This window comes from Streptomyces sp. NBC_00464, assembly GCF_036013915.1.
Lineage (GTDB): Bacteria > Actinomycetota > Actinomycetes > Streptomycetales > Streptomycetaceae > Streptomyces.
Genome location: NZ_CP107899.1, coordinates 3,970,869 through 3,997,014 on the forward strand (window position 1 = coordinate 3,970,869; position 26,146 = coordinate 3,997,014).

28 protein-coding genes and 1 pseudogene are annotated in these 26,146 nt (G+C 71.9%); 18 read left to right on the top strand and 11 right to left on the bottom strand.

Annotation, left to right across the window (positions count from 1 at the left end):
* The first annotated feature begins 32 nt into the window (after nt 1-32).
* Nucleotides 33-761, top strand: a complete 729-nt coding sequence (locus OG912_RS17890; protein ID WP_327710227.1) for an alpha/beta hydrolase — start codon at nt 33-35, stop codon at nt 759-761.
* Here the strand turns inward: OG912_RS17890 and OG912_RS17895 are convergent.
* Nucleotides 731-1,276, bottom strand: coding sequence for a TetR/AcrR family transcriptional regulator (locus OG912_RS17895; protein WP_327710228.1), 546 nt, complete (start codon nt 1,274-1,276; stop codon nt 731-733). The two genes, OG912_RS17890 and OG912_RS17895, sit on opposite strands and share 31 nt — an antisense overlap.
* On the opposite strand from OG912_RS17895, the gene OG912_RS17900 reads away from it, so the two are divergent.
* Both OG912_RS17900 and OG912_RS17905 read left to right on the top strand, forming a co-directional pair.
* Entirely contained in the window at nt 1,263-2,312 is a 1,050-nt protein-coding gene (locus OG912_RS17900) for an MFS transporter (RefSeq protein WP_327713465.1), read from the top strand. The two genes, OG912_RS17895 and OG912_RS17900, sit on opposite strands and share 14 nt — an antisense overlap.
* A gap of 137 nt (nt 2,313-2,449) precedes the next feature.
* Entirely contained in the window at nt 2,450-4,174 is a 1,725-nt protein-coding gene (locus OG912_RS17905) for a SpoIIE family protein phosphatase (protein WP_327710229.1), read from the top strand.
* Nucleotides 4,175-4,197: 23 nt separating this feature from the next.
* On the opposite strand, the gene OG912_RS17910 is transcribed toward OG912_RS17905, so the two are convergent.
* The 5 genes from OG912_RS17910 to OG912_RS17930 are packed head-to-tail and all read right to left on the bottom strand — an operon-like array spanning nt 4,198 to nt 8,029.
* Complete coding sequence (locus tag OG912_RS17910; protein WP_327710230.1) at nt 4,198-5,046, bottom strand: GNAT family N-acetyltransferase; 849 nt, start codon at nt 5,044-5,046, stop codon at nt 4,198-4,200.
* A gap of 51 nt (nt 5,047-5,097) precedes the next feature.
* Entirely contained in the window at nt 5,098-5,694 is a 597-nt protein-coding gene (locus OG912_RS17915) for a hypothetical protein (protein WP_327710231.1), read from the bottom strand.
* On the bottom strand, nt 5,691-6,968 hold the full coding sequence (locus OG912_RS17920) for an MAB_1171c family putative transporter (RefSeq protein WP_327710232.1): 1,278 nt from the start codon (nt 6,966-6,968) through the stop codon (nt 5,691-5,693). The genes OG912_RS17915 and OG912_RS17920 overlap by 4 nt, the downstream gene beginning before the upstream one ends.
* A gap of 49 nt (nt 6,969-7,017) precedes the next feature.
* Nucleotides 7,018-7,578: a toxin gene (locus tag OG912_RS17925; protein ID WP_326737259.1), complete on the bottom strand. Its 561-nt coding sequence runs from the start codon at nt 7,576-7,578 to the stop codon at nt 7,018-7,020.
* 4 nt (nt 7,579-7,582) lie between these two features.
* A complete protein-coding gene (locus tag OG912_RS17930) occupies nt 7,583-8,029 on the bottom strand; it encodes a hypothetical protein (RefSeq protein ID WP_326737258.1) in 447 nt (148 codons plus the stop codon).
* A gap of 651 nt (nt 8,030-8,680) precedes the next feature.
* On the opposite strand from OG912_RS17930, the gene OG912_RS17935 reads away from it, so the two are divergent.
* From OG912_RS17935 to OG912_RS17950, 4 genes are all read left to right on the top strand, one after another.
* Nucleotides 8,681-9,019: a MerR family transcriptional regulator gene (locus OG912_RS17935; protein WP_327710233.1), complete on the top strand. Its 339-nt coding sequence runs from the start codon at nt 8,681-8,683 to the stop codon at nt 9,017-9,019.
* A 429-nt stretch (nt 9,020-9,448) separates the two neighbouring features.
* Nucleotides 9,449-9,652, top strand: a complete 204-nt coding sequence (locus OG912_RS17940; protein WP_015609674.1) for a cold-shock protein — start codon at nt 9,449-9,451, stop codon at nt 9,650-9,652.
* 423 nt (nt 9,653-10,075) lie between these two features.
* Nucleotides 10,076-11,674 (top strand): DEAD/DEAH box helicase, encoded by a 1,599-nt coding sequence (locus OG912_RS17945; RefSeq protein ID WP_327710234.1) that lies wholly within the window; start codon nt 10,076-10,078, stop codon nt 11,672-11,674.
* A gap of 50 nt (nt 11,675-11,724) precedes the next feature.
* A complete protein-coding gene (locus OG912_RS17950; protein ID WP_326737255.1) occupies nt 11,725-12,036 on the top strand; it encodes an SCO5918 family protein in 312 nt (103 codons plus the stop codon).
* A 92-nt stretch (nt 12,037-12,128) separates the two neighbouring features.
* Here the strand turns inward: OG912_RS17950 and crcB (OG912_RS17955) are convergent, their stop codons facing one another.
* Entirely contained in the window at nt 12,129-12,503 is a 375-nt protein-coding gene (gene crcB, locus OG912_RS17955; protein WP_327710235.1) for a fluoride efflux transporter CrcB, read from the bottom strand.
* On the bottom strand, nt 12,500-12,940 hold the full coding sequence (crcB, locus tag OG912_RS17960; RefSeq protein ID WP_326737253.1) for a fluoride efflux transporter CrcB: 441 nt from the start codon (nt 12,938-12,940) through the stop codon (nt 12,500-12,502). The genes crcB (OG912_RS17955) and crcB (OG912_RS17960) overlap by 4 nt, the downstream gene beginning before the upstream one ends.
* A gap of 216 nt (nt 12,941-13,156) precedes the next feature.
* Here crcB (OG912_RS17960) and OG912_RS17965 point away from each other — a divergent pair, with 216 nt between their 5' ends.
* The 4 genes from OG912_RS17965 to OG912_RS17980 all read left to right on the top strand — a co-directional run bounded on the left by OG912_RS17965 (nt 13,157) and on the right by OG912_RS17980 (nt 16,982).
* Nucleotides 13,157-14,704, top strand: coding sequence for a hypothetical protein (locus tag OG912_RS17965; protein WP_327710236.1), 1,548 nt, complete (start codon nt 13,157-13,159; stop codon nt 14,702-14,704).
* 158 nt (nt 14,705-14,862) lie between these two features.
* On the top strand, nt 14,863-15,627 hold the full coding sequence (locus tag OG912_RS17970; protein ID WP_327710238.1) for a peptidoglycan recognition protein family protein: 765 nt from the start codon (nt 14,863-14,865) through the stop codon (nt 15,625-15,627).
* 58 nt (nt 15,628-15,685) lie between these two features.
* Nucleotides 15,686-16,270, top strand: coding sequence for a GNAT family N-acetyltransferase (locus tag OG912_RS17975; RefSeq protein WP_327710240.1), 585 nt, complete (start codon nt 15,686-15,688; stop codon nt 16,268-16,270).
* Between the two features lie 34 nt (nt 16,271-16,304).
* Nucleotides 16,305-16,982 carry an SGNH/GDSL hydrolase family protein gene (locus tag OG912_RS17980; protein WP_327710241.1) on the top strand — a complete coding sequence of 226 codons (678 nt, stop codon included), beginning with the start codon at nt 16,305-16,307 and terminating at the stop codon, nt 16,980-16,982.
* A gap of 7 nt (nt 16,983-16,989) precedes the next feature.
* Here the strand turns inward: OG912_RS17980 and OG912_RS17985 are convergent, their stop codons facing one another.
* Nucleotides 16,990-17,328, bottom strand: a complete 339-nt coding sequence (locus OG912_RS17985) for a P-II family nitrogen regulator (protein ID WP_327710242.1) — start codon at nt 17,326-17,328, stop codon at nt 16,990-16,992.
* A complete protein-coding gene (locus OG912_RS17990) occupies nt 17,325-18,650 on the bottom strand; it encodes an ammonium transporter (protein WP_326737243.1) in 1,326 nt (441 codons plus the stop codon). Before OG912_RS17990 ends, OG912_RS17985 begins: the two co-directional genes overlap by 4 nt.
* A gap of 185 nt (nt 18,651-18,835) precedes the next feature.
* On the opposite strand from OG912_RS17990, the gene OG912_RS17995 reads away from it, so the two are divergent.
* The 3 genes and pseudogenes from OG912_RS17995 to OG912_RS18005 all read left to right on the top strand — a co-directional run.
* Complete coding sequence (locus tag OG912_RS17995) at nt 18,836-19,249, top strand: PadR family transcriptional regulator (protein WP_327710243.1); 414 nt, start codon at nt 18,836-18,838, stop codon at nt 19,247-19,249.
* Nucleotides 19,236-19,823 (top strand): HAAS signaling domain-containing protein, encoded by a 588-nt coding sequence (locus OG912_RS18000; protein WP_327710245.1) that lies wholly within the window; start codon nt 19,236-19,238, stop codon nt 19,821-19,823. The genes OG912_RS17995 and OG912_RS18000 overlap by 14 nt, the downstream gene beginning before the upstream one ends.
* An 87-nt stretch (nt 19,824-19,910) precedes the next feature.
* A pseudogene (locus OG912_RS18005) lies at nt 19,911-20,612 on the top strand (helix-turn-helix domain-containing protein); the annotation flags it as partial.
* A 1,696-nt stretch (nt 20,613-22,308) separates the two neighbouring features.
* On the opposite strand, the gene OG912_RS18010 reads toward OG912_RS18005, so the two are convergent.
* Nucleotides 22,309-22,743 carry an organic hydroperoxide resistance protein gene (locus OG912_RS18010; protein ID WP_327710246.1) on the bottom strand — a complete coding sequence of 145 codons (435 nt, stop codon included), beginning with the start codon at nt 22,741-22,743 and terminating at the stop codon, nt 22,309-22,311.
* Nucleotides 22,744-22,859: 116 nt separating this feature from the next.
* Here OG912_RS18010 and OG912_RS18015 point away from each other — a divergent pair, with 116 nt between their 5' ends.
* The 4 genes from OG912_RS18015 to OG912_RS18030 all read left to right on the top strand — a co-directional run bounded on the left by OG912_RS18015 (nt 22,860) and on the right by OG912_RS18030 (nt 26,144).
* Entirely contained in the window at nt 22,860-23,801 is a 942-nt protein-coding gene (locus tag OG912_RS18015) for an LLM class flavin-dependent oxidoreductase (protein ID WP_327710248.1), read from the top strand.
* On the top strand, nt 23,798-24,511 hold the full coding sequence (locus OG912_RS18020) for an alpha/beta fold hydrolase (RefSeq protein ID WP_327710249.1): 714 nt from the start codon (nt 23,798-23,800) through the stop codon (nt 24,509-24,511). The genes OG912_RS18015 and OG912_RS18020 overlap by 4 nt, the downstream gene beginning before the upstream one ends.
* A 9-nt stretch (nt 24,512-24,520) precedes the next feature.
* Nucleotides 24,521-25,201 (top strand): winged helix-turn-helix transcriptional regulator, encoded by a 681-nt coding sequence (locus OG912_RS18025; RefSeq protein WP_327710250.1) that lies wholly within the window; start codon nt 24,521-24,523, stop codon nt 25,199-25,201.
* Nucleotides 25,202-25,367: 166 nt separating this feature from the next.
* Entirely contained in the window at nt 25,368-26,144 is a 777-nt protein-coding gene (locus tag OG912_RS18030; RefSeq protein WP_327710251.1) for a polysaccharide deacetylase family protein, read from the top strand.
* Nucleotides 26,145-26,146: the final 2 nt, after the last annotated feature.

Sequence of the window (26,146 nt, forward strand, 5' to 3'; positions counted from 1 at the left end):
TACGGCTTCGCTCACCGCACCCGGAGGTACGTATGACGCAACCACGCCCGCCGGCCGCCGCGGTACTGGTCCTGCACGGCGGCCGGGAGACCGGTCTCACGGCGCCGCGGCCCGGCCCGCTGAACCTGCCCGGGGTGCGGATGCGCCCGTTCGCGCGCGGCCTGCGGGGCGCGCTGCCCGGGGACGTACTGGTACGGGCCGTCCGGTACGGGCACCGGGGCTGGAACGGCGACCGGGCGGATCCGCTGCACGACGCCGTACGCGCCCTGGACGAGCTGCGGCGTACGGCGGGGGAGGTCCCGGTCGTGCTGCTCGGGCACTCGATGGGCGGCCGGGCCGCGCTGGCCGCCGCGGGGCATCCGCTGGTACGGGGCGTGGTCGGCCTCGCCCCGTGGTGCCCCCGGGGCGAGCCGGTCGCCCAGCTCGCCGGCCGGGACGTCGTCCTGGTGCACGGCACCCGTGACCGCGTCACGAACCCGGCCGACTCCCGCGCGCTCACCGAACGGGCCCGGAAGGAAGGCGCCCGGACCTGCCTGGTCACCGTGGAGGGCGGCGACCACGCGATGCTCCGACGCGCCCCCGCCTGGCACCGTCTGACGACCGCTCTGGTCGCCGGGCTGCTGGACCGGGCGCCGCTGCCGGGACCCGTGGCCGAGGCGCTGCGGCTGCCGCCGGGGGCCACGGGTGACGAGGGGGCGGTGGACCTGGACCGGCTGCTGCCGCCCGGGTCCTATGCGTCGGGCGGTACGGGCGGGGCGTAGTAGGCCAGGAACATGTCCACGCCGTTGGTGATCAGCCGGTCGGTGGCGTCGTCGTCGATCGTCGTGCCGTACGAGCCGAAGACCAGGTGCGGGAAGACCAGCAGCGCGTACAGCTGGATGATCGCCGTCTCCAGGTCGGGGACGACCAGCCGGCCGAGGCCTGCCAGCTCGCGCAGGGCGTCGGCGACGGCGGGGTGGTGGCCCTCGGGGCCGTGGCCCTGCCAGGCCTGCGCGATCTCCGGGAAGCGGTGCAGCTCGGCGGCCACCAGATTGCGCAGGGCGATCACATCGGCGTTGCCGCGGACGGCCGCCACCCAGGTGCGGGCCGCGTCGACGAACGCGGCCCGCAGGTCGGGGGCTTCGGCGAGGGCGGCGAGCGCCGTCGCCGACGCGCCGCCGAGCGGTTCGTCCAGCGCGCCCGCGATGACCGCGGTGAACAGCGCTTCCTTGCTGCCGAAGTGGTTGTAGACCGTCACCTCCGAGGCGCCCGCCCCGGCGGCGCTGTCGCTCGTCACCACCTCGTTCCACGGCCCCGCACGCAACAAGGCGCTCGGGGTGTGGGCCGCGATCGGCGGCACCGGATCGGCGATCGGGGTGGTGGTGGGCGGCGCGCTGGCCGGCGGGCCCGGCTGGAGCTGGGTCTTCTACGTCAACGTGCCCGTCGGCCTGGCCCTGCTGGCCGCCCTCCCCGTCTTCGTACCGGCGCGCGCACCGCGACCCTCGGCCGGCACGGCCCGGCTCGACGTGCCCGGGGCGGTGCTCGTCACGGCCGGTACCGGCGCGCTGATCTACGGACTGGTCAAGGCCGGGGACGGCGGCTGGGGCGCGCCCGCCACGCTGCTGCCGCTCGTGGCCGCCGTGGCGCTGTACGCCGGGTTCGCGGCGGTCGAGCGGGTGGCCTGGGAGCCGCTGATGGACCTGCGGATGTTCACCCGAAGGCCGGTGCTTGCCGGGGCGTTCCTGATGCTGATCGCCACCGGACTGCTGATCGCGTTCTTCTTCCTCGGCTCGGTCTACCTCCAGCACGGCCGCGGCTTCGGGGCGCTGCGGACCGGCCTCGTCTTCCTGCCGGTGGCGGTGGCCGTCGGCGCCGGCGCGCATCTGGGCTCGCGGCTCGTCACGTCGGTGGGCAGCCGGGCCACCGCGGTCGGCGGGATGGCGATCGCCACCGCCGGCTGCGTACCGCTGACCGGGGTCGACGCGGACAGCAGTGTGTACGGGGCGCTGCTGCCGGGTCTCGCGGTGGCCGCCTTCGGTCTCGGCGCGGTGTTCGTCACCGCCACCACGACGGCGCTGGGCATGGTCGCGCACGAGGAGGCGGGGCTCGCGTCCGGGGTGGTCAACACCTTCCACGAGGTGGGCGGGTCGATCGGTGTCGCCGTCGTGTCCACGGTGGCCGCCGCGGGAGTCGGCGGTGCGGCGGGCACGGTGACCGGCTTCGCGGACGCGTTCCTCGTGTGCGCGGTGGCCGCGGGCGGCTGCGCGGCGGTGTCCGCGGTGCTGGTGCCCCGGGGGAAGCCGGAGACCGGGGGTGCGATGCCGGTGCACTGAGACCGGCCGGTGCACGGGGGCGGCCGGTCCGGAACGAGCGGTGCGGCGGGCGGTCTGCGGATGCGGGCGGGGTGCGGCCGTCTGACGATGAAGGGCCGGGCAGTCGGGTGGCCCGCGCCCTGCCCCAGGAGGTTGCCTTGCTGGCCGATGCGCACGCGGACATCCCGTCGCCGCTCGACATCGTGGCGCTCGCGGCCCTGATCGACGGCACCACGGCCGGGGTGGGCGTCCTCGACACCCGGCTGCGCTATCTGTACGTGAACCCGGCCCTCGAACGGCTCAACGGCGTCCCGGCCGCCGCACATCTGGGCCGTACGGTCTCCGAGGTGCTTCCCGAGGTCGACGCCCGCGAGGACCTCATGCGCGCGGTCCTCACCGACGGCCGGGCGCGCGAGATCACCTCCAGCGGCCGGACCCCCGCCGCGTCCGGCACCGCCACGCGCTACTGGCACGGGGCCTACCACCGGCTGGAGGTGGCCGGCCAGGTCGTGGGCGTCGCCGGGATCGTGCTGGAGGTCAAGGCGTCCGACGAGGACCAGCGCCTGCTCGCCCAGGCACAGCGCCACCTGAATCTCCTGGATGCCGCGACCACCCGGATCGGCACCACCCTCGACATGGACACCACCTGCGCGGAACTCGTCGACCTCGTCGTCCCGGGGCTCGCCGACCTCGCCACCGTCGAGGTGTTCCCGCGGGACGTCGCACCGCCGGTGCGCCCCGCACCGCCCGGGGTGCTCCGGCTGCGGCGGGCGGCGCTGACGGCGGTTCCGTGGCTGCGCGAGGCGGTCGCGCAGTTCGGCGTCGCCGGTGACTACGTCGACTACCAGGAGGACGCGGCCGTACCGCGCTGCCTGGCCACCAACCAGCCCGTCGTCGAGAACCTCACCGGCGACGAACAACTCGGCCGCTCCGCGCCCGCCCCCGAACGGGTGGCCACCTACCGGGCCCTCGGCATGCACTCGGCCGTCATCGTGCCGGTCACCGTGCGCAACGGGCCGATCGGCGTCCTCGGCCTGGTCAGGGCCGGGGACTCACCCGTCTTCACGGACGAGGACGTGGTGGTCGCCCGGGAGCTCGCCGGGCGGGCCGCCGTCGACCTCGACCACGCGCGCCGCTTCACCCATGAGCACACCATCGCCCTGGAACTCCAGCGCTCCCTGCTCTCCGAGCCGCGTCCGCCGCACCCGCACATCGAGATCGCCACCCGCTACCTGCCGGCCGACCGGAGCGTGCTGGTCGGCGGCGACTGGTTCGACGTCATCCCGCTGCCCGACGGACGCCACCTCAAGGCGATGGGCGATGTGATGGGGCACGGCGTCGAGGCGGCCGTCGCGATGAGCCACTACCGCTCCCTGCTGCGACTGCTGGCCGACGAGGAACTGCCGCCGCACCGCATCCTGGAGCAGCTCGACCGGATGGTCGAGCGGTCCGGGCTCGACCGGGCGGCGACCTGCCTCGTCGCCGTCGTCGACCGGACCGGCGGGGTGTGCGAGGTGTCGAGCGCCGGCCATCTGCCACCGGTGTTCATCGACCCCGGACCGGCCGGCACCTGGCTGGGCGACGTGCCCGCGGGCCCGCCGCTCGGCACCGGGTTCGGCGGCTACCGGACGACACGGGTGGAGTGCGGACCGGGAACCGTGCTGTTCATGTACACCGACGGACTGGTGGAGCGGCGCGGCGAGGACATCGACGTGTCCGTCGGCCGGCTCAAGGAGCTGACCCTGCCGGGGAGCGGCGATCTGGAGGAACTGCTGGACGCGGTGCTCGACCGCTTCGGCCCGGGAGCCGAGGACGACATCGCCGTGATGGCCTCACGGGCGAGGCCGCCGGTGGCCCCGGACGACGGCTGCGCGACGGACTGAGCCCCGCGGGGCCGCCCGGCGGATCACCCCAGTTCGAGGCTGGTGATGCCGAACAGCCCGGTGTGATCGACGTCCGGCGTCGGCCCGGTGTACATGCGGGCCGTCTCGAACGACGGGGTGAGCCCCAGCTGTTCGGCCAGCCGCACCGCCGCCGGATTCACGTCGGGCACGTCCACGGCGACGGGAGCGGACGGATCGGTGGCCGCGAGCGCGCTCACCAGGGCGCGGGCGATCTCCGGCGTGGCCGCGTACAGCGGGCCGATGCGCGAGGACGTCCGGCAGGCGCGCAGCACGGCGAGCCCCCGCACCTCGCCCCCGGACAGCGCGACCAGCGCGGTGCGTCCGGGCGTGGTCGTCCAGGCGGCGAGGAAGCTGTCCCGCTCCGCCGGGAAGAACAGCCGGTCGTACGCGGTGACCTGGCCGAAGGGCAGCGTGCGGGCGTCCACCAGGGTGACGCCGGGCGGCGGTGCGATGTCGACCGGGACGAGCCCCTCGTACCGCAGGTTCGTCCAGACCGGACGGAAGCCGGACTTACGGTAGTTGGGCTGCTGCGCGACCACTCCGTCGAGACCGGTGTTCCGCCCGGCCAGCCGCGCCGTCCCGGCCGCCCAGGTCCGGCTCCCGTAGCCCTGTCCGCGCAGTTCCGGACGGGTCAGATAGAAGCCCAGGAAGCCGAAGCCGGTTCCGTAGCGGACCACGGAGACACAGGAGGCGGGCACCCCGTCGAGGCGGCCGATCAGGAAGCCGCACGGATCGGCGGCGAAGAACGCCTGGCCGTCCGTCAGTCCCGGGTTCCAGCCCTCGGAATGGGCCCAGTCCGCCATCATCCTGATGTCGTCCGCGCTGGCTGTGGTGATCTCGAATGTCGGCACGGATCCACCATGGACCTCGCGCGCGGCCGGTTCAACGACGCCTCGCCCCGCTCACCCGAACAGGAACGCACCCGCGGTCACCGCGCCCAGCGCCGTCCCGGCCGTCACCTGGCCCACCGTGTGGTAGCCGAGCGCGACCCGCGACCAGCACACCGCGGCCGTCATCACATAGCCGAACAGCCACCACGGCGAGTGCACCGCGGCGAGCAGCGCGACCACGGCCGAGGCGACCGAGGCGTCGACCGAGATCTTCCAGACCGTGTTGACGGCCAGCAGCACGACGGTCATCACCCAGAGCCCGAGCATCGCGGTCAGGATGCCCGAGGGGGCGCCGCCCAGCACCATGACCGCCGAACCGACGCCGATGGAGCCGAGGATGACGAGGAAGATCGGGGCCCGCTTGGTCCGGTCGACGACATGGCGGTCGCCCCAGGTGCCGCGCCCGCGCTCCCACTCGATGTAGCCGGCCGGCACGAGCCCGGCGCACAGGGCGCCGAGAAGCCCCCACAGCAGCCCGGTCCAGTGACCCGCCGCCGCCAGGCCGATGGCGAGCATGCCGCCCAGCAGGAGGTTGCGCGGCTGGAAGACGTCGGTCACGGTGCGCGCGGTGGACGTGCCGGACGTGTCGTGGGTGGTGCTCGTGCTCATGCCTGCTGCTCCTGCTCCTTGACCGCTGCGGACGATACGAGGACCTGCCGGGCCCGCTCCGGCGTGACCGTGCGGTACGCCGCCGCCACCCGGACCAGCCAGGCGACCTCGCCGTCCTGGTCGGTGGCGTGCTGGGTGCCGACGGCGGCCGCCTCGCCCGCCGGTGCACCGGCGCTCCTGGCCGAGAGCGCCGCCTTGATCCAGTAGGCGTCGGCCAGCGGCCCGGCCTGCTCCCGGTCCGCGCTGCCGCCGGCGCTGCCGTCCGCGGCGGCGGCCTCGGCGGCCGGCAGCAGCGCGTCGGGCACGTAGTGGCGCAGCTTCTCCACCGCGTCGGCGATGTCCGCGGCCCACCGGTCGACCCGCAGGTCGGCCGGGGTGCCGAAGCGCGTCAGCTCGCGCAGCAGCGGGGCCGGGGGGTCGAAGGGCTGGTCGGGGAAGGCCGCCATCAGCTCGTACCAGAGCGCGTGCAGCTTCACCTGGGCGTGCCAGAGCTTCGCCCGGCGGCGCACGTTGCTGAACGCCGGGATGGACGCGCCGATCGCGAAGAAGGCGAACAGCGCCACCTGCGAGGCCTCGGTGACCTGGTCGAACTTCAGCGCGAAGGCCTCGCCGGGCTGGTCGATGACGCTGACCCAGAGGAACAGCGTCCGGCTGACGGTGTAGCCGACGCCGATGACCATGGCGAACGTCATCATCCCCAGGCCCACCCGCAGATGGCGCTGGGCCGCGCCCGCGGTGGCGAGCGCCCACTGGTAGGCGCAGACGGCGGAGGCGGCGCCGAGGTAGAGGTAGAACACGCTCATGTAGAGCGTCGCGCCCCCCTGTCCGGCGTGGTCGGCGACGAAGCGGTCCGACGGTGTGGACCGGTCGACGACGGTGAAGAACAGCACCGTCAGCAGCACCAGCGTGGCGACGGAGGCCTTCGCCGCGACCTGCTGGACGATCCGCGCGAACCGTACGTGGCGCGGGACGGCCCCGGCATCGGCGTACTGGCCGTAGATCGCCACGATGTAGCTGAGAATGGCCAGAATCGCGACCGTCGCCGTGTAGTGCTTGATCAGCACCGAAAGGTCGGTCACCGGACTGTCGTTGAGCCCGATGCGCACCGCACGGGTCTTGGTCCACAGCGCGGCGGCGAACCCCGCGTAACACCCCCACAGGGCCCGGCGGCGCCGGTCCTCCTCGTCGCCCCACAGGGCGGCCGGCATGCGCCACAGGGCGACGGCTGTCATCAGGCCGGCTATCAGATAGCCGGCGACATCGAGCGGGGTCACGGCGGAAGTCCTTGTGGTGTGGGGGACGGGGACGGAGTGGGGGGCGGTGCTAGGTGCGGCGGAACAGGCCGCGGCGGCGGTGGGCGACCGGGCGCGACAGCGAGTTGGCGAGCCGCCCCACCATGTCATCGCTCGTCACGTCCCTCGCCATACGGGGGATGAGCGAGGCACCCAGTTCGGCCATGCGCTCGTCATGGGTGTCGTACTGGGCGCGGGCCTGCACGGCCTCCGGGCTGCCCAGCGCGTCCGGGCCGACGACCCGGGCGATCAGGGAGGTGTCGAAGACGGGCAGCAGCCGCCGCAGCTGCTCCGCGTCCAGCGAGGTGCCGTGGTCGAACCACTCGTGGCACAGCTCGTGCAGGATGACGTGCTGGGTCTGGTAGGCGGTGGGGCGCCGGCGGTAGAGCACGACGCTGGTCCCGCCGGCCTTCAGCCGCAGCCCGCAGGCGGTGTTGACGCGGGCCAGCCGGTCGGGCATCTCGTGCAGCACGATGGTGCGGCCGCCGGCCGCCTCCATGTTCGCCACCAGCCCCTCGACCGTGAAGGGGGAGGGGAGCGGGAGCGCGGCCAGCCCGGCCTCGCACTCCTTCCGCAGTTCGCGCATGGACACCGGCCTAGCCCCGTGGTTCGCCGTCGGCCGGTGGCTGCCGGTCCTGCGCGTCCTTCAGCAGGGCGAGCGCGAACTGCAGCAGCTCCGGGGGCAGTCCGTCCTCGTCCAGCCCGCGCCCGGCCAGCCCGCTGATCTCGCCGGTACGCCGCTTCGCCAGGAACTGCAGTCCCGCGACGACGTCGTCGACGACCTCGGACTCCTCCTTGAAGAAGCGCCAGTCCACGCCGAAGCCGAGGCCGAGCGCCTTGAGGATGTCCTCGGACGGCTGGGTCACCTTGCCGGCGAGGATGTTGGAGAAGTAGCTGTGGGAGAGGGACCCGCCGCGCTCCTTGACCAGGTCGGCGAAGACCCGTCCCGAGATCTTGCGGCCGGGGAAGGTCTTCTCGACCATGTACTCGACCTTCTGCCGCAGCGTTCGCAGCTCCGGCGCGCGTTCTTCGCCGTTGTCCATCCGGCCCCCACGTTCACGTCCACCGCCCGGGCGTCTGTCCGGCTCCGTGCGGTGCTCGATTCGGTCAACGGGCTCGTACTGTAACCAACCCCGAGGCGCCGTCCGCTGCCCGGGAGCCCTGACGGGACACCGTAAAGGGATGAAGTGGAGCATCCTGCTCCGGTGTCCGGAACGGGCTTGCGCAAACACTCTACGTCACTGTTAACTCGAAAAAACATGGGCAGGGGACCACGAGGGGAGTCCCTTGCCCGTGAAAACGCCTGCGCGAACCCGCCTGCGTGAGCCCGCCCGTGCGCGGGGTCCGGTACGGGTGATCGGTGCGCACATGGGTGTAGCCCTTCACGACGGGGGATGCGTGAAGGGCTACGTCTGCATTATGACCTCTGGCCAGGCAGTCATCAACTGACCAGTCGGTCAGTGTTCTTGGCGGACCCCCGGCCGGTCCTCGTGGAACGTGCGGCGACGGCGGTTCCGGGGCGTGCCCGGGGGGCGGGGTCCGGAGGCGGGTCCGGGAGCGCCGGGACCGGGTCGGATCAGACTATTTCCCCCGTCCGGCCCCGGAAATCTCTCGCGGCTATGCTAGAGACGATGGCTCGCACAATGAGAGTTTCTCGTTCGGTCAACGAAGTCAGCGATACGCGGCAGGTGCACATGCCCCCCGAAACCCCTCCGCATGCCACTGACCGTCTCGACGACGACGACTACCCCGCCTACACCATGGGCCGTGCCGCGGAGATGATCGGCGCCACGCCCGGATTCCTCCGTGCGATCGGTGAGGCCCGGCTGATCACCCCCCTGCGGTCGGAGGGCGGCCACCGCCGCTACTCCCGCTACCAGTTGCGCATCGCGGCCCGCGCCCGTGAACTCGTCGACGGCGGAGCGCCGATCGAGGCCGCGTGCCGCATCGTGATCCTGGAGGACCAGCTCGAAGAGGCGCTCCGGCTGAACGAGGAGCTGCGCCGGCCTACCCCGGACCGCGGCACGTCCTGAGCGGGCGCGTGGTGCGGGGTGCGCGTTCGGGCGTGATGTGCCGGTCGGTTCCGCTTCGTCCCCGCCGGTCCCGGCCCGGCGTGTTTCGCCCTCTCGCCCGGCAGTGAGGCGCCTGCTGTGTGGCGCTGTAGCACGGAGCGACGAATATCTATAGCCGCAAGCACAGAATTTTACGCAATGTCCGGTGAAGGTTTATGACGCGCCGGACGGAGTGTAATTACTTGCCGCGCCTGCTCGCATTCATTGTGCTACTGTAGATCCCAGTTGCAGTTGTGGTTCCCAAAGACTCCAAGTGCTCTCCTCGGCTAAATGGGCCGGTGGGTGCGCTTTTGTATTTTCCGGTTCATTATCCGGATGGGGTAATCATCGCGGCGACGCGGGACTGGCACAGTGCCAGCCCCCGGGCTCTGCCCCAGAAGGAGATAAAACATGGCTACTGGCACCGTCAAGTGGTTCAACGCGGAAAAGGGCTTCGGCTTCATCGAGCAGGATGGTGGCGGCGCTGACGTCTTCGCCCACTACTCGAACATCGCCGCCAGCGGCTTCCGTGAGCTGCAGGAGGGCCAGAAGGTGAACTTCGACGTCACGCAGGGCCAGAAGGGCCCGCAGGCGGAGAACATCACCCCCGCGTGAATCCGATGACACCGGCGCTCACGCGCTGAGTGCGCATCCACAGCTGGGGCCCGCACCTTGGGTGCGGGCCCCAGCTCGTTGCTTTTCCCGGGTCCGCCCCCGTGCACGCCGTGCCGGTATCACCGCCACGAGCCGCCGGGGAAGCGCACAGGACCCACGCTCTTCACCGTGCGGCGGACGATCCGCCATGGCTCCCGGACCACCGGTCCGCAGGAGCCCCGTGACGAGACCCGCAGGCCCGTGTTCCGGGCCGGCTCGTCCGTCATTGCGAAGCGCCGGACCCGGTTCTGCCGGGCCCGTATCGGCTCAAGACCGGCCGCCGGGCTTCGTTCACGTATGCCAACGGCCCGTTCTTGCGATTCTTGTGCCGCTCGTCGCCGCAATGAATTCCTCGATACGCGCCATATCGAGGAAAGGTTCTGTATGAACCGCGATCGCACAGCTCGTTCCAATGACCGCTTTTCCCGCACCACCCGCGGCGGTGGAGCCACCGGTTCCGGCGGCTCCCGTTCGGGTGGCGGCGGCTTCCGCTCGCAGGCCCCGGGCCGCCAGGGCGGCGGCCAGGGACGCTTCGGCGCCCCGGCCCAGCGCTCCGGCGGTGGCTACGGCCGCCGTCCCGCCGCCAAGCAGGGCGAGTTCGCCCTGCCGAAGACCATCACCCCGGGACTGCCCGCGGTCGAGGCCTTCGCCGACCTCGACATGCCCGCGCCGCTGCTGTCGGCGCTCGCCAACGAGGGCGTCTCCGTGCCCTTCCCGATCCAGGCGGCGACGCTGCCGAACTCGCTCGCCGGCCGTGACGTGCTCGGCCGCGGCCGCACCGGCTCCGGCAAGACGCTCGCCTTCGGTCTGGCCCTGCTGGCCCGTATCGAGGGACGGCGCGCCGAGGCCCGCCGCCCGCTGGCCCTGGTCCTCGTCCCCACCCGGGAACTGGCCCAGCAGGTCACCGACGCGCTCACCCCGTACGCCCGCTCGCTCAAGCTGCGGATGGCCACCGTCGTCGGCGGCATGTCGATCGGCCGGCAGTCCGCGGCGCTGCGCGGCGGCTCCGAGGTCGTCGTCGCCACGCCCGGCCGGCTCAAGGACCTGATCGAGCGCGGCGACTGCAACCTGGACCGGGTCTCCATCACCGTCCTGGACGAGGCCGACCAGATGGCCGACATGGGCTTCATGCCGCAGGTCACCGAGCTGCTCGACCAGGTGCAGCCGGAGGGCCAGCGGATGCTGTTCTCGGCCACCCTGGACCGTAACGTCGACCTGCTGGTCCGCCGCTACCTGCACGACCCGGTCGTCCACTCGGTCGACCCGGCCGCCGGTGCGGTGACGACGATGGAGCACCACGTGCTCTACGTCCGCGGCGCCGACAAGTACGCCACCACGACGGAGATCGCCGCCCGCGACGGCCGGGTGATCATGTTCCTGGACACCAAGCACGCCGTGGACAAGCTCACCGACCACCTGCTCAGCAGCGGGGTACGGGCGGCGGCGCTGCACGGCGGGAAGTCCCAGCCGCAGCGCACCCGGACCCTGACGCGCTTCAAGACCGGACACGTCACGGTGCTGGTCGCCACGAACGTCGCGGCGCGCGGCATCCACGTCGACAACCTCGACCTGGTCGTCAACGTCGACCCGCCGAGCGACCACAAGGACTACCTGCACCGCGGCGGCCGTACCGCCCGCGCCGGCGAGTCCGGCAGCGTCGTCACGCTGGTGCTGCCCAACCAGCGCCGCGAGATGACCCGCCTGATGTCCGACGCCGGGATCACCCCGCAGATCGCCGAGGTCCGCTCCGGCGAGGCCGAGCTGAGCCGGATCACCGGTGCGCAGGCGCCCTCGGGCATCCCCGTCACCATCACCTCGCCGCCGTCCGAGCGCCCCAAGGGCGGCTCCTCCTCCCGCGGCCGGCGCAGCCGGCCGTCCCAGGCGCGCCGCTCCTCGTCGTCCTCGTCGTCGGCGTCGTCGTCCTCCTCCCAGTCGCGGGGCGGTGGCGCGCCGCGCCGCTCCTCCGGCGACCGTGCCGCCTGACCGAAACCCGCGTTCCCGCCCGGTTCCGTCCCCGACCCCGTTGAGGCACTATGCGCTGCGTCATCGCCCGCTTCCCGTTCGACCTGTTCAAGCACGAGGTCGAGGAATCGATGAAGGGCATCAAGCCCGAACCCGTCACCGGGGAATCGGTGATCATCAGCCGTCGTGTGTACCCCGTCAAGCAGGTGGGCGAGGTCATCACCCGGCAGGACCGCCGCGACTTCTCGGCCGGTGAGGTGACCAGGGCGCTCTCGCGTCTCGGCTTCACCTGCCGGTCCGTCCCGGCCCCCGCCGCACCCGTGGTGCTCAGCCCCCTGGAAGCGGCTTCCGCCGCCCTGGGGACGCCCGGCCCGGACGCCTGAGCCGCCGCACTGTCACACACCGAGGCCCGGTCCCCCGAAAGGGAGGCCGGGCCTCGGCGCGTGCGGTTTCGGGTCCGGTGCCAGGTCCGGTGTCAGCTCCAGAGCGCCTCGGCGAGCGCGACGCCGGCGAACGCCGCGCCCAGACCCGCGACCACACTCGCCACCGCGTTGGCAGCCGCGTAGAACCGTGCCCCGCCCTCGGCCAGCCGCAGCGTCTCGTAACTGAACGTCGAGTACGTGGTCAGCGCACCGCAGAGCCCCGTCCCCAGCAGCAACTGCAGGTGCGAGGACGCGGCGCCTGCCGCCACCGCGCCGGTCAGCAGGCCCAGCACCAGACAGCCGCTCACGTTGACCGTGAAGGTTCCCCACGGGAAGACGCTGTCGTGCCTGGCCTGCACCGCCCGGTCGGTGAGATACCGCAGCGGGGCACCGACCGCGGCGCCGATGATCACCAGCAGCCAGTTCACCGGCGTTCTCCCGATTCCCGCCCCGGGCGGGCGGTCTCCAGTGCGCGGCGGGTCAGCCACACCGCGCTCCACACCGCCGCGAGGGCTGCGAGCAGTGTCAGTGCCAGATAGACCAGACCGGTACGGGCCCGGCCGCCGGCGACGAGGCGCTCGATGTCCACGGCGTACGTGGAGAAGGTGGTGAACCCGCCCAGCACCCCGGTGCCGAAGAACGGCCGCACCAGGCGGTGGGCCGTCCAGGCCTCGGTGATCACCACCATGAACACACCGATCACCGCGCAGCCGACGACGTTGACCACGAGGGTCGTCCACGGGAACGTGCCGGTCGCGGTGGGCCACAGGAGCCCGGCCCCGTAGCGGGCGGACGCTCCCACCGCGCCGCCGAGCGCGACCACCGCGACGACGGCGGTCTGTGGGTGGCGGGACTTCGTGGTCACAGGTCTCCTACGTGCCGGGGCACCGGTCCCCGCTCGCCTCAGATTAGCGCCCGTGTCCTGCGGGGCGAGAGGCCCTAGGGTTGCCGGGTGTATGCAAACGGGGAGCTGCGGACAGCAGTAGGGGATATCCAGCGGGGTCGCATCCCCCGCCAGCGGGACGGGGCGCGGGGGGACCGGGGGCCGGAAGCCGGGAAGTCGTGGTGGCGCCGGCACCGTGTGCCGGTCGTCTCCGTGGCCGTCGTGATTCCGCTCTACGCCGTGTGGGCGGCGGTCCTGGCCACCGGCGGCGGTGACCTCGCCGCGCAGTTCGCCTGGTCGGGATTTACCGCCCGCCACCCGGGCGCGGCCTACAACCTCTCCTGGTACGGGGGGACCCACACGGCCAACTACAGCGTCTTCTCCTCGTACTTGATGGCCTTCTTCGGCGTCCGGGCGGTGTCCGTGGCCGCCGGGATCGCGGGCACCTGGCTCATGGCCCTCCTCTTGGTACGCAGAGGTGTGCCGCACGCCCTCGTTCCCGCGCTTCTCGCCGCGCTCACCCTGTGGTGCAACGTCGCGTCCGGGCGTACGACCTTCGCGCTCGGTGTCGCCATCGGGCTCGTCGCCTGCCTGTACGTCCACCGCTCGGTGACCGCCCTCGTGGCCGGGGCGCTGGCGACGATGGCGAGTCCGGTCGCGGGGCTGTTCCTCGTGGTGGCGGGGGCCGCCTATCTGCTGGACCGGCAGTGGCGGAAGGGTGCGGTGCTGATGGTGCCGTTCTTCGCCGTCGTGGGCGCGACCACGGTGCTCTTCCCGTTCGAGGGCGAACAGCCCATGGCCGCCAACAGACTGTGGATGCCGGTCGTCGTCTGCGCCGTCCTCGCGGTCGCGGCGCCGGTGCGGCGGGAATGGCTTCTGCTGCGGTACGGCGCCGTGGTGTACGCCGTCGGCGTGCTCCTCACCTATCTCATCGCCTCCCCGATCGGTACGAACGTGGAGCGGCTGCTCGGTCTCGTCGCCGTGCCCGTGCTGGTCATGGCGGTCCTCGTCCTCGTCCGGGAGAGGGCGTGGGTGCGGACGGCCGTGGTGGCGGTGGCCCTCGTGCTGTCGGCCAACTGGCTTGTCACCAAGACCGTGGACGACCTCCGGGTGTCCACCGATGTGCCGTCCTGGGCGTCGCGTACCGAGGGGGTGGTCGGTGAACTCCACCGGCTCGGCGCCGATCTCGGCCGCGTGGAGGTCGTCCCGGCCCGAAACCACCGCGAGGCGGCGGCACTTGCCCCGCACGTGAACATGGCGCGCGGCTGGAACCGCCAGCTCGATGTCGAACGCGGGCGGCTGTTCTACGACGGGATGCTGTCCCCCGCCGGGTACCGGTCCTGGCTGGACCGGTGGGCCGTGGGCTATGTGGTGCTGCACCACGGGCAGCCGGACGGCCCCGCCGAGGCCGAGGCGGCGCTGATCAGGGCCGGGCAGCCCTGGCTGAAGCGGGTGTGGCAGGACTCCGGGTGGACGATCTACCGGGTGCGGGGCGCGAGGCCGCTGGTGGACGCGCCCGCCGAGGTCGTACGCGGCGACGACGCCGAGCTGGTGGTGCGGATGCCCGAGGCGGGATCGGTGACCGTCCGCGTCGCGCATTCGCCGTGGCTGCGGGTGCGCGGCGTGGACGGCGGCACCGGGGGCTGCCTGCGGCAGCACGGCGAGTGGACGAGGCTGACCGTGCCGAAGGGCGGGACGTACCGGTTGGACTCGGCGTACCGGCTGTCGCGTGGGGGCGGCTGCTGAGCGGGGGGCCGGCTGTTGCGGCGGCGCGCTGCTGAGCCAGGGTTCCAGCCGCCCCGCCAACGGCTGCCGGCCCTGCGCGGCGCGCGGTCCGGACCAGCGGTTTCACCCGATCGGCCACCGCATCTGCGCATCGGGCAAAGAGGCCGCAGGGTGGTCCCATGTGGCTCCGTCACCGACTCTGGCCGGCCGCCGCGGTCCTCCCGCTCACTCTTCTGATGCTGCGGGACGCCCCGGTGCGCCTCGTGCTGCCCCCGCCGGCGGCCCCGGTGCACGAGCGGGCGCGCGGGGTGCCGCAGCCGGCGATCGTCACCCGGGCGGGCTGGCACGCGGACGAGAGCATGGTGCGGGAGCACGCGGTCTACACGGGCGCCGTGCGGGCGGTCTTCATCCATCACACGGGGGAGAACAACACCTACGACTGCGCGGACGTTCCCCGCATGCTGCAAGCCGTCGAGGAGTCCCACATCAAGGGCAACGGCTGGGACGACATCGGCTACAACTTCCTCGTCGACCGGTGCGGGACGATCTACGAGGGCCGGGCCGGCGGCATCACGCGGCAGGTCCGCGGGGCGCACACCACGGGCTTCAACGCCGACAGCGTGGGGATAGCGGTGCTGGGCAACTACGGACGCGGGGCCGAGGTGCCGCGGGCCGTCGTCCGGGCTCTCGCCGAGGTGGCCGCGTGGAAGCTGCGGCCCGGGTCCGATCCGCGCGGCACGGTGCGGCTGGTCTCGACGAACGACGCGAGCAGATACCCGAAGGGCAAGGCGGCCGTGCTGCACGTCATCTCGGGCCACCGCGACGCGTATCAGACCAACTGTCCCGGCGAGGCGCTGTACGCGGAACTGCCCGCGATCCGGGCCGCGGCGGCGGCCCTGCGCCAGGCGCGGACGGGCACGGCGGACGCGGAGAGCCCTCACTGAGTTTCGCACTAGTGCATATACCTGTTCTGCCTAGTTCGAAATGGGTTAGCATTCCGGCATGCCTGCCACGACCCCGCTTCCCGTGACCCTGACCGGCCGCCATGTCCGCGTCGAGCCGCTCTCCCCGGACCACCTCGACGATCTCTTCGCCGCCGGCGGCGGTGACGACGAGGTCTGGCGCTGGCAGGGCGGACCGACCCCGCACACCCCGGAGGAGCTCGGCGAGAAGCTCACGGCGCTGCTCGCGAACGGGGCGTACGTCCCGTTCGCCGTCATCCACCGCGCGAGCGGCCGGGCGGTCGGCTGGACCACGTACCTGGACATCGACGTGGCCAACGAACGCCTGGAGATCGGCTGGACGTGGTACGGCCGCGCCCACTGGCGCTCTGCGGTCAACACCGAGACGAAGCTGCTCCTGATCGGCCACGCCTTCGACGAACTGGGCATGGGGCGTGTGCAGTTGAAGACCGACCATCTCAACGTCCGTTCCCAGAAAGCGATAGCCCGGCTGGGCGCCCACCGCGAAGGGGTACTGCGGCGCCACCGCCGCCGCCCCGACGGCACCTGGCGCGACACGGTCTACTTCTCGCTGCTCGCCGACGAATGGCCCGAGGCGAGGGCCCGCCTGGAAGCGCGTATCTGATCCCTCGCTGATCCGTACGCGGCCCGTTGCGGACGTGCGTACGGTCCGTGTCCACCGACCGGCCATCACGGACGGTGCGAACACCGAGCCGGGCGCCGACCACCGCCGGCCCGACTTCCTGGCCCAGCGCCTTCGTACCGCCTACGGGCCGTACGCGCGGGGCGTGCTCAACGAGGAGATCAGCGGCAACCGCCTTCCGCACGAGCCGAATCCGCCCGCCGGGTCGGACGCGGAGAACTTCGCGGCGTACTTCGGCCAGGCCGCTCTGCGCCGCTTCGACCGCGACGTCGCCGCCCAGTCGGGGGCGGGCCACCTCATCGTGCTCCTCGGCGTGAACGACCTCGGCCACCCCGGCACGGTGGCCCCGGAGCCGGAGCGGGTCTCGGCGGCCGACCTGATCGCCGCCCACCGGCAGTTGATCGCCCGTGCCCATGAGCGCGGGCTGACGGCGTACGGCGGCACGATCCTGCCGTTCAAGGGCGACACGCTCGGCTTCTACTCCCCGGCGAACGAGGCCGCCCGCACGGCCTTCAACCACTGGCTGAGGACGAGCGGCGAGTACGACGGGGTCATCGACTTCGACAGGGCCCTGCGCGATCCGTCCGACCCGCAGCGCCTGCCGGCCCGGTACGACAGCGGTGATCACCTCCACCCGAACGACGCGGGCGCCGAGGCGATGGCGGAGGCGGTGCCGTTGAAGTACCTGAGCTGAGGGCCGCCTACAGGGCGTCCGGTCCCCGCTCGCCCGTGCGGACCCGGACCACCGTTTCGACCGGCTGCATCCACACCTTGCCGTCGCCGATCCGGTCGGTGCGGGCGGCGCGGACGATCGCGTCGATCACCGCGTCCGCTTCCGGGTCGGCGACGAGGACCTCGATCCGGACCTTGGGGACCAGATCGACCCGGTACTCGGCGCCCCGGTATACCTCGGTGTGGCCGTGCTGCCGTCCGTAGCCGCTGGCCTCGGTGACGGTGAGCCCCTGGACACCGAGTTCCCGCAGCGCGGTCTTCACCTCGTCGAGGCGGTGCGGTCTGATGACGGCCGTGATGAGCTTCATGGGGCGGAGTTCCTGTCCTTGGGGAGCGGCGTCGGCCGGGTGGTCACGGCCTGCGGAGCGCCGTGACCCAGGGCGCCGTGATCGTAGGCGCTCTCCGCGTGCAGTGTCTGGTCGAGGCCGGTGAGCTCCTCGTCCGCGGAGGCCCGCAGGCCCATGAACCGGTCGACGGCCTTGCCGATCCCGTACGTCATGAGGAAGGTGTAGGCCGCCACGGCCAGTACGGCGACGGCCTGCCGGGCGAGCTGGCCGAAGCCGCCTCCGTACAGCAGCCCTTCCGCGCCACCGGTCATCGTGGCCGTCGCGAACAGGCCGATGAGCAGGGTGCCGACGATGCCGCCGACGAAGTGCACGCCGACGACGTCCAGCGAGTCGTCGTAGCCGAAGCGGAACTTCCAGGCGACCGCATACGAGCAGATGACGCCCGCCGCGAGGCCCACCGCGGCGCCGCCGAGGATGCCCACGGTGCCGCAGGCGGGGGTGATCGCGACCAGCCCGGCGACCGCGCCCGAGGCGGCGCCGAAGGTGGTGGGGTGGCCGTCGCGCTTCTGCTCGACGAAGAGCCAGCCGAGCAGCCCGGTGCAGCCGGCGACCAGGGTGTTGAGGACCGAGGCGGCCGCCAGTCCATTGGCGCCGAGCGCGGAACCGCCGTTGAAGCCGAGCCAGCCGAACCAGAGCAGCCCGGCACCGAGCATCACCATGGGCAGGTTGTGCGGGCGCATCGCGTCCTTCTTGAAGCCGATGCGCGGCCCCACGACGAGCGCGAGCGCCAGCCCGGACGCCCCGGACGCGATCTCCACGACCAGCCCGCCGGCGAAGTCGAGCGCGCCCAGCGAGTCCTTGATCCAGCCGCCGGGGCCCCACACCCAGTGGGCGACGGGGGCGTAGACGAGCAGCGTCCACACCGGCACGAGGACCAGCCAGGCGGCGAACTTCGTACGGTCGGCGATCGCACCGCTGATCAGCGCCGCGGTGACGATCGCGAACGTCAGCTGGAACGTGGTGAACAGCAGGGTCGGCACGCTTCCGGTCACGGAGTCGGGCCCGATGCCGGCCATGCCGACGTGCCGCAGGTCCCCGACGAGCCCGCCGACCGCGTCGTCGCCGAAGGCCAGCGAGTACCCGGCGAGCAGCCAGACGACGGTGACGAGAGCGATCGAGACGAAGCTCATCATCAGCATGTTGAGTACGTTCTTCGTGCGGACCATGCCGCCGTAGAAGAGCGCGAGCCCGGGTGTCATCAGCAGAACGAGTGCGGTGGCGGCGAGCAGCCAGGCGGTGTCACCTGTGTCGATGCCGGCCGCGGCCACGGTCACGGGGGTCACGGGGAATCCCTCCTCGGGGCGCGTGCGGTGCGGGCGACTGCGAGCGTGACGGGCGCGCGTTTCGTAACGGGGGCCCGAATGTTTCCGTCGCATTTCATTGCGCGGAGGTTGCCGACATCTCACCGGTGCGGGGGAGGTGTGAAGGACCCGTGAGCGCACCACGCCCGTCTGCTACCTTGCTATGCATGGAACCCGGTAAGGCAAGTGGGCAGGCGGACGGTCCGGCCGCGGGCAGGATCGAAAGCCAGCTGCTCAAAGGGGTCTTGGAGTACTGCGTGCTCGCGCTGATGCGGGACGAGCCGAAGTACGGGGTCCAGCTGCTCGGCGAACTGCAGGCGACCGGCGCGCTGGCGACCGGCCAGGGCACGGTCTATCCCCTGCTGTCACGGCTGCGGCGGGAGGAGCTGGTCGTCACCACCTGGCAGGAGTCGGCTTCGGGGCCGCCGCGGCGCTACTACGCACTCTCCGAGGCCGGTCATGCCGCGCTCGCCCGGTTCGCCGCCGTCTGGCCGGGATTCCGCAACGCCGTCGACGACCTCGTCATGCCGGGCCAGGAGCTCGGTGCGCAGAGCGAAGGGCACCACCTTGAAGACCGATGAAACGCTGACGCGCGAGTACCTCGCGGCAGTCGAGCGCGAGACGTCGACGTTGCCGGCCGCGGCCCGCCAGGAGCTCATCGCCGACCTCGGTGAGCACATAGAGGTGGCACTCGCCGAACGCCCCGGCAGCGTGCACGAGATCCTGCGGGAGGTGGGTGACCCGCGCGCCATCGCCGCGACGGCCCTCCAGGAGCTCGGCGGGACCGCGGGCGTACCGGTCCGCAAGCCCGGCCGCCGCCGCTCCCCGGTCTGGCTGCCGCTCGTGCTCCTGGTGGTGGGTGACGTGCTGCCGTACCTCGGGGGGATCGCCCTCACCTGGATCGGCTTCGCGGCCAGGGTCGCCGCCGTCGTGATCGTGTGCCGGGCCCGCTGCTGGACGGTGGCCCAGAAGTGGACCGGCCTGACCCTGGCCGTCATCGTCCCGGTCGTCGCACACGTCGCCTGGTACTTCTCCCCCGTCCCCCACCACGGCAGCTCGGCGGAGCCGGTGGCGCGCTGGACGCTCGTCGCCGTGGTGTTCCTTCTGACGCTGGCGGGCGCCGGGTGGCTGTGGCGGAACAGGCGCCGCGCGTAGCAAGGCAGTTGCTGCCTTCCGCGTCCCTCGGAGCCGTACCCCGGCAGGGTGAGGCAGGGCCCGCCGAAGGTGCGCATCCTCGGTCACATGAAGAAGCACGGGCAACTCGCCGACTTCCTCCAGGCACGCAGAGGCCAACTGCGGCCCGAGGACGTCGGACTGCGGACCTACGGTGAGCGGCGCCGGGTGCCCGGGCTGCGGCGGGAGGAGCTCGCGATGCTCGCGGGCATCAGCGCCCCCTACTACACCCGCCTGGAACAGGGTCAGTCACACAACGCCTCCCCCCAGGTGCTCGACGCCCTCGCCGGTGCTCTGCGGCTGGACGAGCCGGAACGGGCCCACCTGCACGCCCTGGCCCGCGCACCGGGAGGAGGCGGACCCGCCGGCCGGCCGAGGCCGGAGCGGGTTTCCGAAGCCACTCGGGCCCTACTGGCAGCCATCGACGGCACACCCGCCATCGTCCTGGGCCGCCGCAGCGATGTCCTGGCCTGGAACCGCCACGGACACGCCCTGTTCGCCGGCCATCTCGACCCGGGCGGTCCCGACGACCCGGGCCAACGGCCCAACATGGCAAGGCTGGTGTTCCTCGACGCACACACCCGCGACCTCTACACCGACTGGACCGCCAAGGCCGCGGCGGTGGTGGGCAGTCTGCGCCTGACGGCCGGCCGCTACCCGGGCGATCCGCGGCTGGCCGGGCTGATCGGTGAACTGACCATGCGCAGACCGGAGTTCGCCACCATGTGGGCGGACCACCGGATCCTGGCCTGCGACACCGCCGACTACGAGGCGACCGGCCGTTCCGGGCACCGTGGAACGAGTCGCTTCCCGGTTGATGTGGCATTCGTCACAGTGATAGTTCCGGTAGTAGACGCAACTGTGTCGTTTCATCCCGTGTGTCCGTCCCGGTGTTCCGGTGTCGACCGGAGCGGTGAAGAAGGTGTGACGGTCGACCGCGGTTCCGGTCATACGATCGCCTCAAGTCGCATCTGCGTGCCCCGTTCCGCAGTGACTCTTCTTCTCGCTTTCGGACCCCGAAGGGCTCTAGTGAAGATTCGCCGGATTCTTGCCACAGCCGTCGCCGCCGCAGTGACCGCACCTGCTCTCCTGCTGTCCGTCGCCCCCGCGTTCGCCGACGACAAGCCGGCGGCGCAGACCCAGCACAAGCCGTCCGTGGCGGAGTTGGAGAAGGCCGCCGCCGCGGCGAAGACGGCGTACGACGAAGCCGTAGCAGCCGAGGCCGCCGCCTTTGCGGCTTTCAAGGGCTTGGATGACACCAGTCCTCTGGCCTTGGCGGCGAAGGCCGCCAGGGCCGCGGCGGAAGCCGCCGCCACTGCGAAGACCGAGGCCGACCAGGCGTCCGCCGATGCCAAGGCGGCGGTCGACGGTCTCCCCGAGACGGCAACGGATGCGGAGAGGGCCGCCGCAGCGACGGCCCTTGCCAAGGCGGAAGCCGCGGCCGCAGCCGCAGGTGAGGCCAAGGCCACCGCCGATGCCAAGTCGGTGGCGGCCGACGACGCGCGTGTCGAGGAGCGGATCGGCGCGGCCCGCACCCTGACCCTGGCGCGGGGGGTCACCAAGGAGGCGCTCGCTGCCAAGACCGCCGCCGACGAGGCGCTGGCCAAGGCGAAGGAGCTCGTCGGCGGCGACTACTCCGACACCTGCCTCCGCCAGGCCAAGCTCACCACGGTCATCACGGGTATGCCGTCCACGGTGGTCGCGGGCGAGAAGGTCTACTTCACGTTCCGGGTGACCAACGGCACCGGCAAGACGATGGATCAGCTGATTCCGTCCGTCTACATCCGCGTGACATCCCGGAGCGGGCACAAACTCCTCGACTACCTGGTGCACCTGCAGCGGTGGTCCGCCGCGTCCTCGACGTGGAAGAACGTCGACGTCGAGCACTACATGGAGAAGATCAAACCGATGAAGGCCGGCGCCCAGGTCGACGTCAGGATGCGCTTCACCGTCGATGCCTCGGCCCCCGCGAGCACCGGCGCCACCCACGTCGCCGGCAACTACTGGAACACCGACGGCACGTGCGGTCAGAGCGCGAGCTCCAGCGGGCCCGACTTCGCGATCGCCGTAGCGGGAACCAAGCTCGGTAAGCCCGGCAGGACCGACCCCGCCGAGCCCGGCGCGACCAAGCCCCGTACCTCGGACGTCAAGCCGCGGAGCGGCACGTCGGCCGGTCCCGTGAACGGCAGCCTCGCCGCCACGGGCTCCTCCTCGGCGCCGTCGCAGCTCGCCCTCGCGAGCGGCGCTGCCCTGGTGGTCGGCGCGGGCGCGATGTTCGTCGTACGCCGCCGCAAGGCCGGTGCCCACGTCTGACGCATGAGCCGGGGCGCTGGCCGGGCACCCCGGCCCGCGCGCCGACCGCCCAACAGGCCCGGCACCGAACGGTGTCGGGCCTCGGTCGTGCCGGGACTTTCGCCGGTCCCGAGTCACCCCGGGCGCTCCGCGCCCGTGGACGGCCGCCTGACGCTCACACCGCCGCGCCGTTCACCACCAGCGTGACGTCGATGTTTCCGCGCGTGGCGCTGGAGTACGGGCATATCTGGTGGGCCGCGCGGACGAGGTCCGCACGCTGCCCGGGATCGCCGATCGACGGCAGCGTGATGCCGAGCTCGACAGTCAGCTTGAACGCGCCGTTGCCGCTCGGGACGAGACTCACCCGCGAGTCGACCGCCGCGTCGTGCGCGTCGAGTTTCCTGCCCTCCCCCACCAGGGCGAGCACGGTCGCGAAGCACGCGGCGAAGCCGACTGCGAACAGTTGCTCGGGGTTGGTCCCTTCGCCGTCGCCACCCAGTTCCTTCGGCTGTCGCAGGGCCACGTCCAGCCGGCCGTCGGCCGTCCGTCCGTGGCCCCGGGTGCGGCCCCCGGTCACATGGGCCTCTGCTGTGTAGAGCGGCTTCGTCATGCCCTTCCCCTCGCGTGGACGTCGTGGACTTCATGGACGTCATGAGCTTCGTGGACTTCCTGAATTGAAACTGTATGCTTCAAAAACAGGAAGCTCAAGCCGTGTTGGGAGACACCATGACGGGACCGCAGATCGGCTACTTACTCCCCACCCGTGACCGGGCCGCTCGCGACGATCACGAGCTGGGCCCGCTGATCCGCCAGGCGCGGCTCGCCGAGACGCTGGGATTCGACTCCGTCTGGGCGGGCGACAGCCCGATCACCCGGCCACGCGCCGACCCGCTGATGGTCCTGGCCGCCGCGGCCGAGGTCACCGAACGGGTCACGCTCGGCACCGCCGTACTGCTGGCCGGGCTGCGTCATCCGATCCTGCTGGCCCACCAGTTGGCCACCTTGGACCGGATCGCCGAAGGGCGGCTGATCGTCGGCATGGGCGCCGGGTTTCCGCACGCCAACACCGAGGCGCAGTTCGCCGCTGTGGGAGTCGACTTCGAACGCCGGGTCAGTCGCCTGACGGAGTCCATCGAGGCCATGCGACGGCTGTGGACCCTGGAGACGGCCTCGTTCAAGGGGCGGCACTTCGACTTCCGTGACGTGACCTTGTCGCCCCGGCCGGTCCGCCCCGGCGGCCCGCCGGTCTGGCTGGCCGGATCCGGCGAGGCGGCACTGCGGCGCGTCGCACGCCATGCCGACGGGTGGCTGCCTTACCCGCCCTCCTGGCAGACGTACGCGGACGAATGGGCCGTGGCCCAGAAGTCGACTCGTCCCCTCACGCCCGCCCTGTACGCCACGGTGTGCGTGGACGAGGACCCCGAGCGGGCCCGTCGACGGCTGCGGGTGAGCATCGAGCGCTACTACAACGCGCCGTTGGAGTTCGTGGAGACCCTTCAGGCGATGTTCGCCGGCACCGCCCAGGACACCGCCGCCCGGCTACGTCAGTACGGTGCCGCCGGTGCCCGCCATCTGGTGATCCGGCTCGCCGTCGACGACCACACCGCGGCTCTGGAGGAGTTCGCCGACGGAGTGCTCCCGCTGGTGCGCCCGGGAGGCCGGGCATGACCACCTTCGTGCTCGTCCACGGGGCCTGGCACGGCAGTTGGGCATGGGAGCGAGTGACCCCGTTGCTCGTCCGGGCAGGTGCGCGCGTCATCACCCCCTCTCTCACGCTCGGCAGGGACGTCGGGCTGCACCATCACGTCGACGAGGTGGTGGCGTCGATCCGGGCCACGGCCGACGACGAACTGGTGCTGGTCGGCCACAGCTACGCCGGCCTGGTCGTCCGGCAGGCGGCCGACCGCAGCCCGGAGCGGGTGAACCACATCGTCCTGGTGGAGGGCTGGGCGGGCGCGGACGGCGCCGCCATGGAGAGCCTGGCCCCGGACTGGTTCATGGCCGCGGTCCGCGCCTCCGCCGGGGACGGCTGGTCCGTGCCCGCCCCGGCCCCGGCTCTCTTCGGCATCACCGAACCCGGCGACGCCCGATGGCTCGAACAGCGCCTTCGCGGCCATCCGATAAGAAGCTTCACCGAAGCCACGCGCCTGAGCGGGGCCGTGGACCGGATCCCCGGAACGGGCCTCCACTGCCGGCCGGAAACGTTTCCGTTCGCCCGGTTCGCCGCGGAGCTCGGGTACCGGCAGGTCGCCCTGGACGGGCCGCACGACGTGATGCTGAGCCATCCCCGGAGCGTCGCGGAGGCGCTGCTGACCCTGCCGGCCTTGCCGAACCCGCTGAACCTGCCGACATCAAGGAAGGAGAAGCCCAAGCTTTAGAATGAGGAAGTGGACCAGCGAACGTACAACCAGTACTGCGCCACCGCGCGGACCCTCGACCTCGTCGGGGAGCGCTGGACGCTGCTCCTCATCCGTGAGCTCCTGACAGGCCCCAAGCGGTTCGGTGATCTGCAGAAGAGTCTGCGCGGCATGGGCACCGGCCTGCTGGCGGCCCGGATGAAGCATCTCGAACGGGAGGGCCTTGCCCACAAGGTCACGCTTCCGCCGCCCGCCCGCACCCCCGCCTATGCCCTCACCGAGGCCGGTGAGGAACTCGGCCCCGCAGTACTGGCCTTGGCCCGGTGGGGCACGAAGTGGGCGATGGGCGAGCGGCGGGAGAACGAGACCTTCCACCCGGGCTGGGCGGTGCTGGCGATGGAGGCCTACTTCGACGCGGAGGCCGCCGACGGCCTGCGCGCGGTCTACGAGTTCCGCGTGGGTGACGAGGTGTTCCACGTGCGCGTCGACGACGGCACCGTCGAAGCGCTGCACGGCCCGGCCCAGCACCCTGACGCGGTCGTCGAGGCCGACGACGAGGCGTTCACCGAACTGGCCGAGGGCCGGTTGCGCCTCGCCGACGCCATCAAGAACGAAACCGTCTCGGCATCCGGCGACCGACAGGCGCTGAACCGGCTGCGCCACCTGTTCCGCAGGCCGCCTGCCGCGGACCGGCACGGGTCCGCTCAGTAGGGCTCTGCGAGCAGCAGGGACCCCTGATCTGTCGCGGAAGCCCCGCGTTTGTCGCCGCCCCCCTGCGGGTTTGTCCGCGATCAGTAACAGAGGGATCCTGCATGGGCATTCGCATGTCTTCATAGGTGCAGGGCATCGGCGGAGACAACAAAGGGGCGGCTCGGACATGGCTAAGCACAAGGGAAGGGCATGGCATGTCCGGCTTCTCGCGGCGGCGCTCGGAGTGACGGCGATGGCCGCAGCCACCTCGGTGTGGACCGCGCAGGCCGGCACCTTCACCGGAGGGCCCCGAGCGTCTGTCTCGTCGCCGGAGGCAAAGCCTCAGGACCGGGTGGTCAAGGTGGCGGCGGACATCGCGCACGCCTCGGACCGCGGCCCCCGGGGCGTCAACATCACCATCGACGACGGACCCGACCCGACCTGGACGCCGCAGGTGCTGCAACTCCTCAAGGACAGCGGCGTGAAGGCCACGTTCTGCATGGTGGGCACCCAGGCCCAGGCGTACCCGGACCTGGTCAAGAAGGTCGTGGCGGACGGGCACCGGCTGTGCAACCACACGGTCTCGCACGACACCGGCATGGACCACAAGTCCGAGGCCTACCAGTCCCAGCAGATCCTGGATGCCGAACGCATGATCACCAAGGCGTCCGGAGGCGTCCGGCCGCAGTACTACCGGGCGCCGGGCGGTGCCTTCACCCCGTACAGCCGGCACCTCGCCGCGTCCCGGGGGATGCGGCCGCTGGGCTGGAACGTCGACACCAAGGACTTCGAACGTCCCGGCGTGGATGCCATGGTCGCCACGGTCAAGAGCGAGATCTCCGACGGCCCGACGGTCCTCTTCCACGACGCGGGAGGCGATCGCTCCCAGACCCTGGCCGCGCTGCGCGAGGTGCTGCCCTGGCTGAGGCAGCAGGGCTACACCTTCGGATTCCCCGTGCGGTAGGC

Excerpts from the sequence above, each read along its gene's own strand:
- OG912_RS18030 (WP_327710251.1), top strand. The coding sequence starts at position 25,368 with ATGGCTAAGCACAAGGGAAGGGCATGGCATGTCCGGCTTCTCGCGGCG.
- OG912_RS17950 (WP_326737255.1), top strand. The coding sequence starts at position 11,725 with ATGCGCTGCGTCATCGCCCGCTTCCCGTTCGACCTGTTCAAGCACGAG.
- OG912_RS17935 (WP_327710233.1), top strand. The coding sequence starts at position 8,681 with ATGCCCCCCGAAACCCCTCCGCATGCCACTGACCGTCTCGACGACGAC.
- OG912_RS17890 (WP_327710227.1), top strand. The coding sequence starts at position 33 with ATGACGCAACCACGCCCGCCGGCCGCCGCGGTACTGGTCCTGCACGGC.
- OG912_RS17930 (WP_326737258.1), bottom strand. The coding sequence starts at position 8,029 with ATGGACAACGGCGAAGAACGCGCGCCGGAGCTGCGAACGCTGCGGCAG.
- OG912_RS18015 (WP_327710248.1), top strand. The coding sequence starts at position 22,860 with ATGACGGGACCGCAGATCGGCTACTTACTCCCCACCCGTGACCGGGCC.
- OG912_RS17995 (WP_327710243.1), top strand. The coding sequence starts at position 18,836 with ATGGAACCCGGTAAGGCAAGTGGGCAGGCGGACGGTCCGGCCGCGGGC.
- OG912_RS17940 (WP_015609674.1), top strand. The coding sequence starts at position 9,449 with ATGGCTACTGGCACCGTCAAGTGGTTCAACGCGGAAAAGGGCTTCGGC.
- OG912_RS17945 (WP_327710234.1), top strand. The coding sequence starts at position 10,076 with ATGAACCGCGATCGCACAGCTCGTTCCAATGACCGCTTTTCCCGCACC.
- OG912_RS17975 (WP_327710240.1), top strand. The coding sequence starts at position 15,686 with ATGCCTGCCACGACCCCGCTTCCCGTGACCCTGACCGGCCGCCATGTC.
- OG912_RS18020 (WP_327710249.1), top strand. The coding sequence starts at position 23,798 with ATGACCACCTTCGTGCTCGTCCACGGGGCCTGGCACGGCAGTTGGGCA.
- OG912_RS17985 (WP_327710242.1), bottom strand. The coding sequence starts at position 17,328 with ATGAAGCTCATCACGGCCGTCATCAGACCGCACCGCCTCGACGAGGTG.
- OG912_RS18010 (WP_327710246.1), bottom strand. The coding sequence starts at position 22,743 with ATGACGAAGCCGCTCTACACAGCAGAGGCCCATGTGACCGGGGGCCGC.
- OG912_RS17915 (WP_327710231.1), bottom strand. The coding sequence starts at position 5,694 with ATGAGCACGAGCACCACCCACGACACGTCCGGCACGTCCACCGCGCGC.
- OG912_RS17970 (WP_327710238.1), top strand. The coding sequence starts at position 14,863 with ATGTGGCTCCGTCACCGACTCTGGCCGGCCGCCGCGGTCCTCCCGCTC.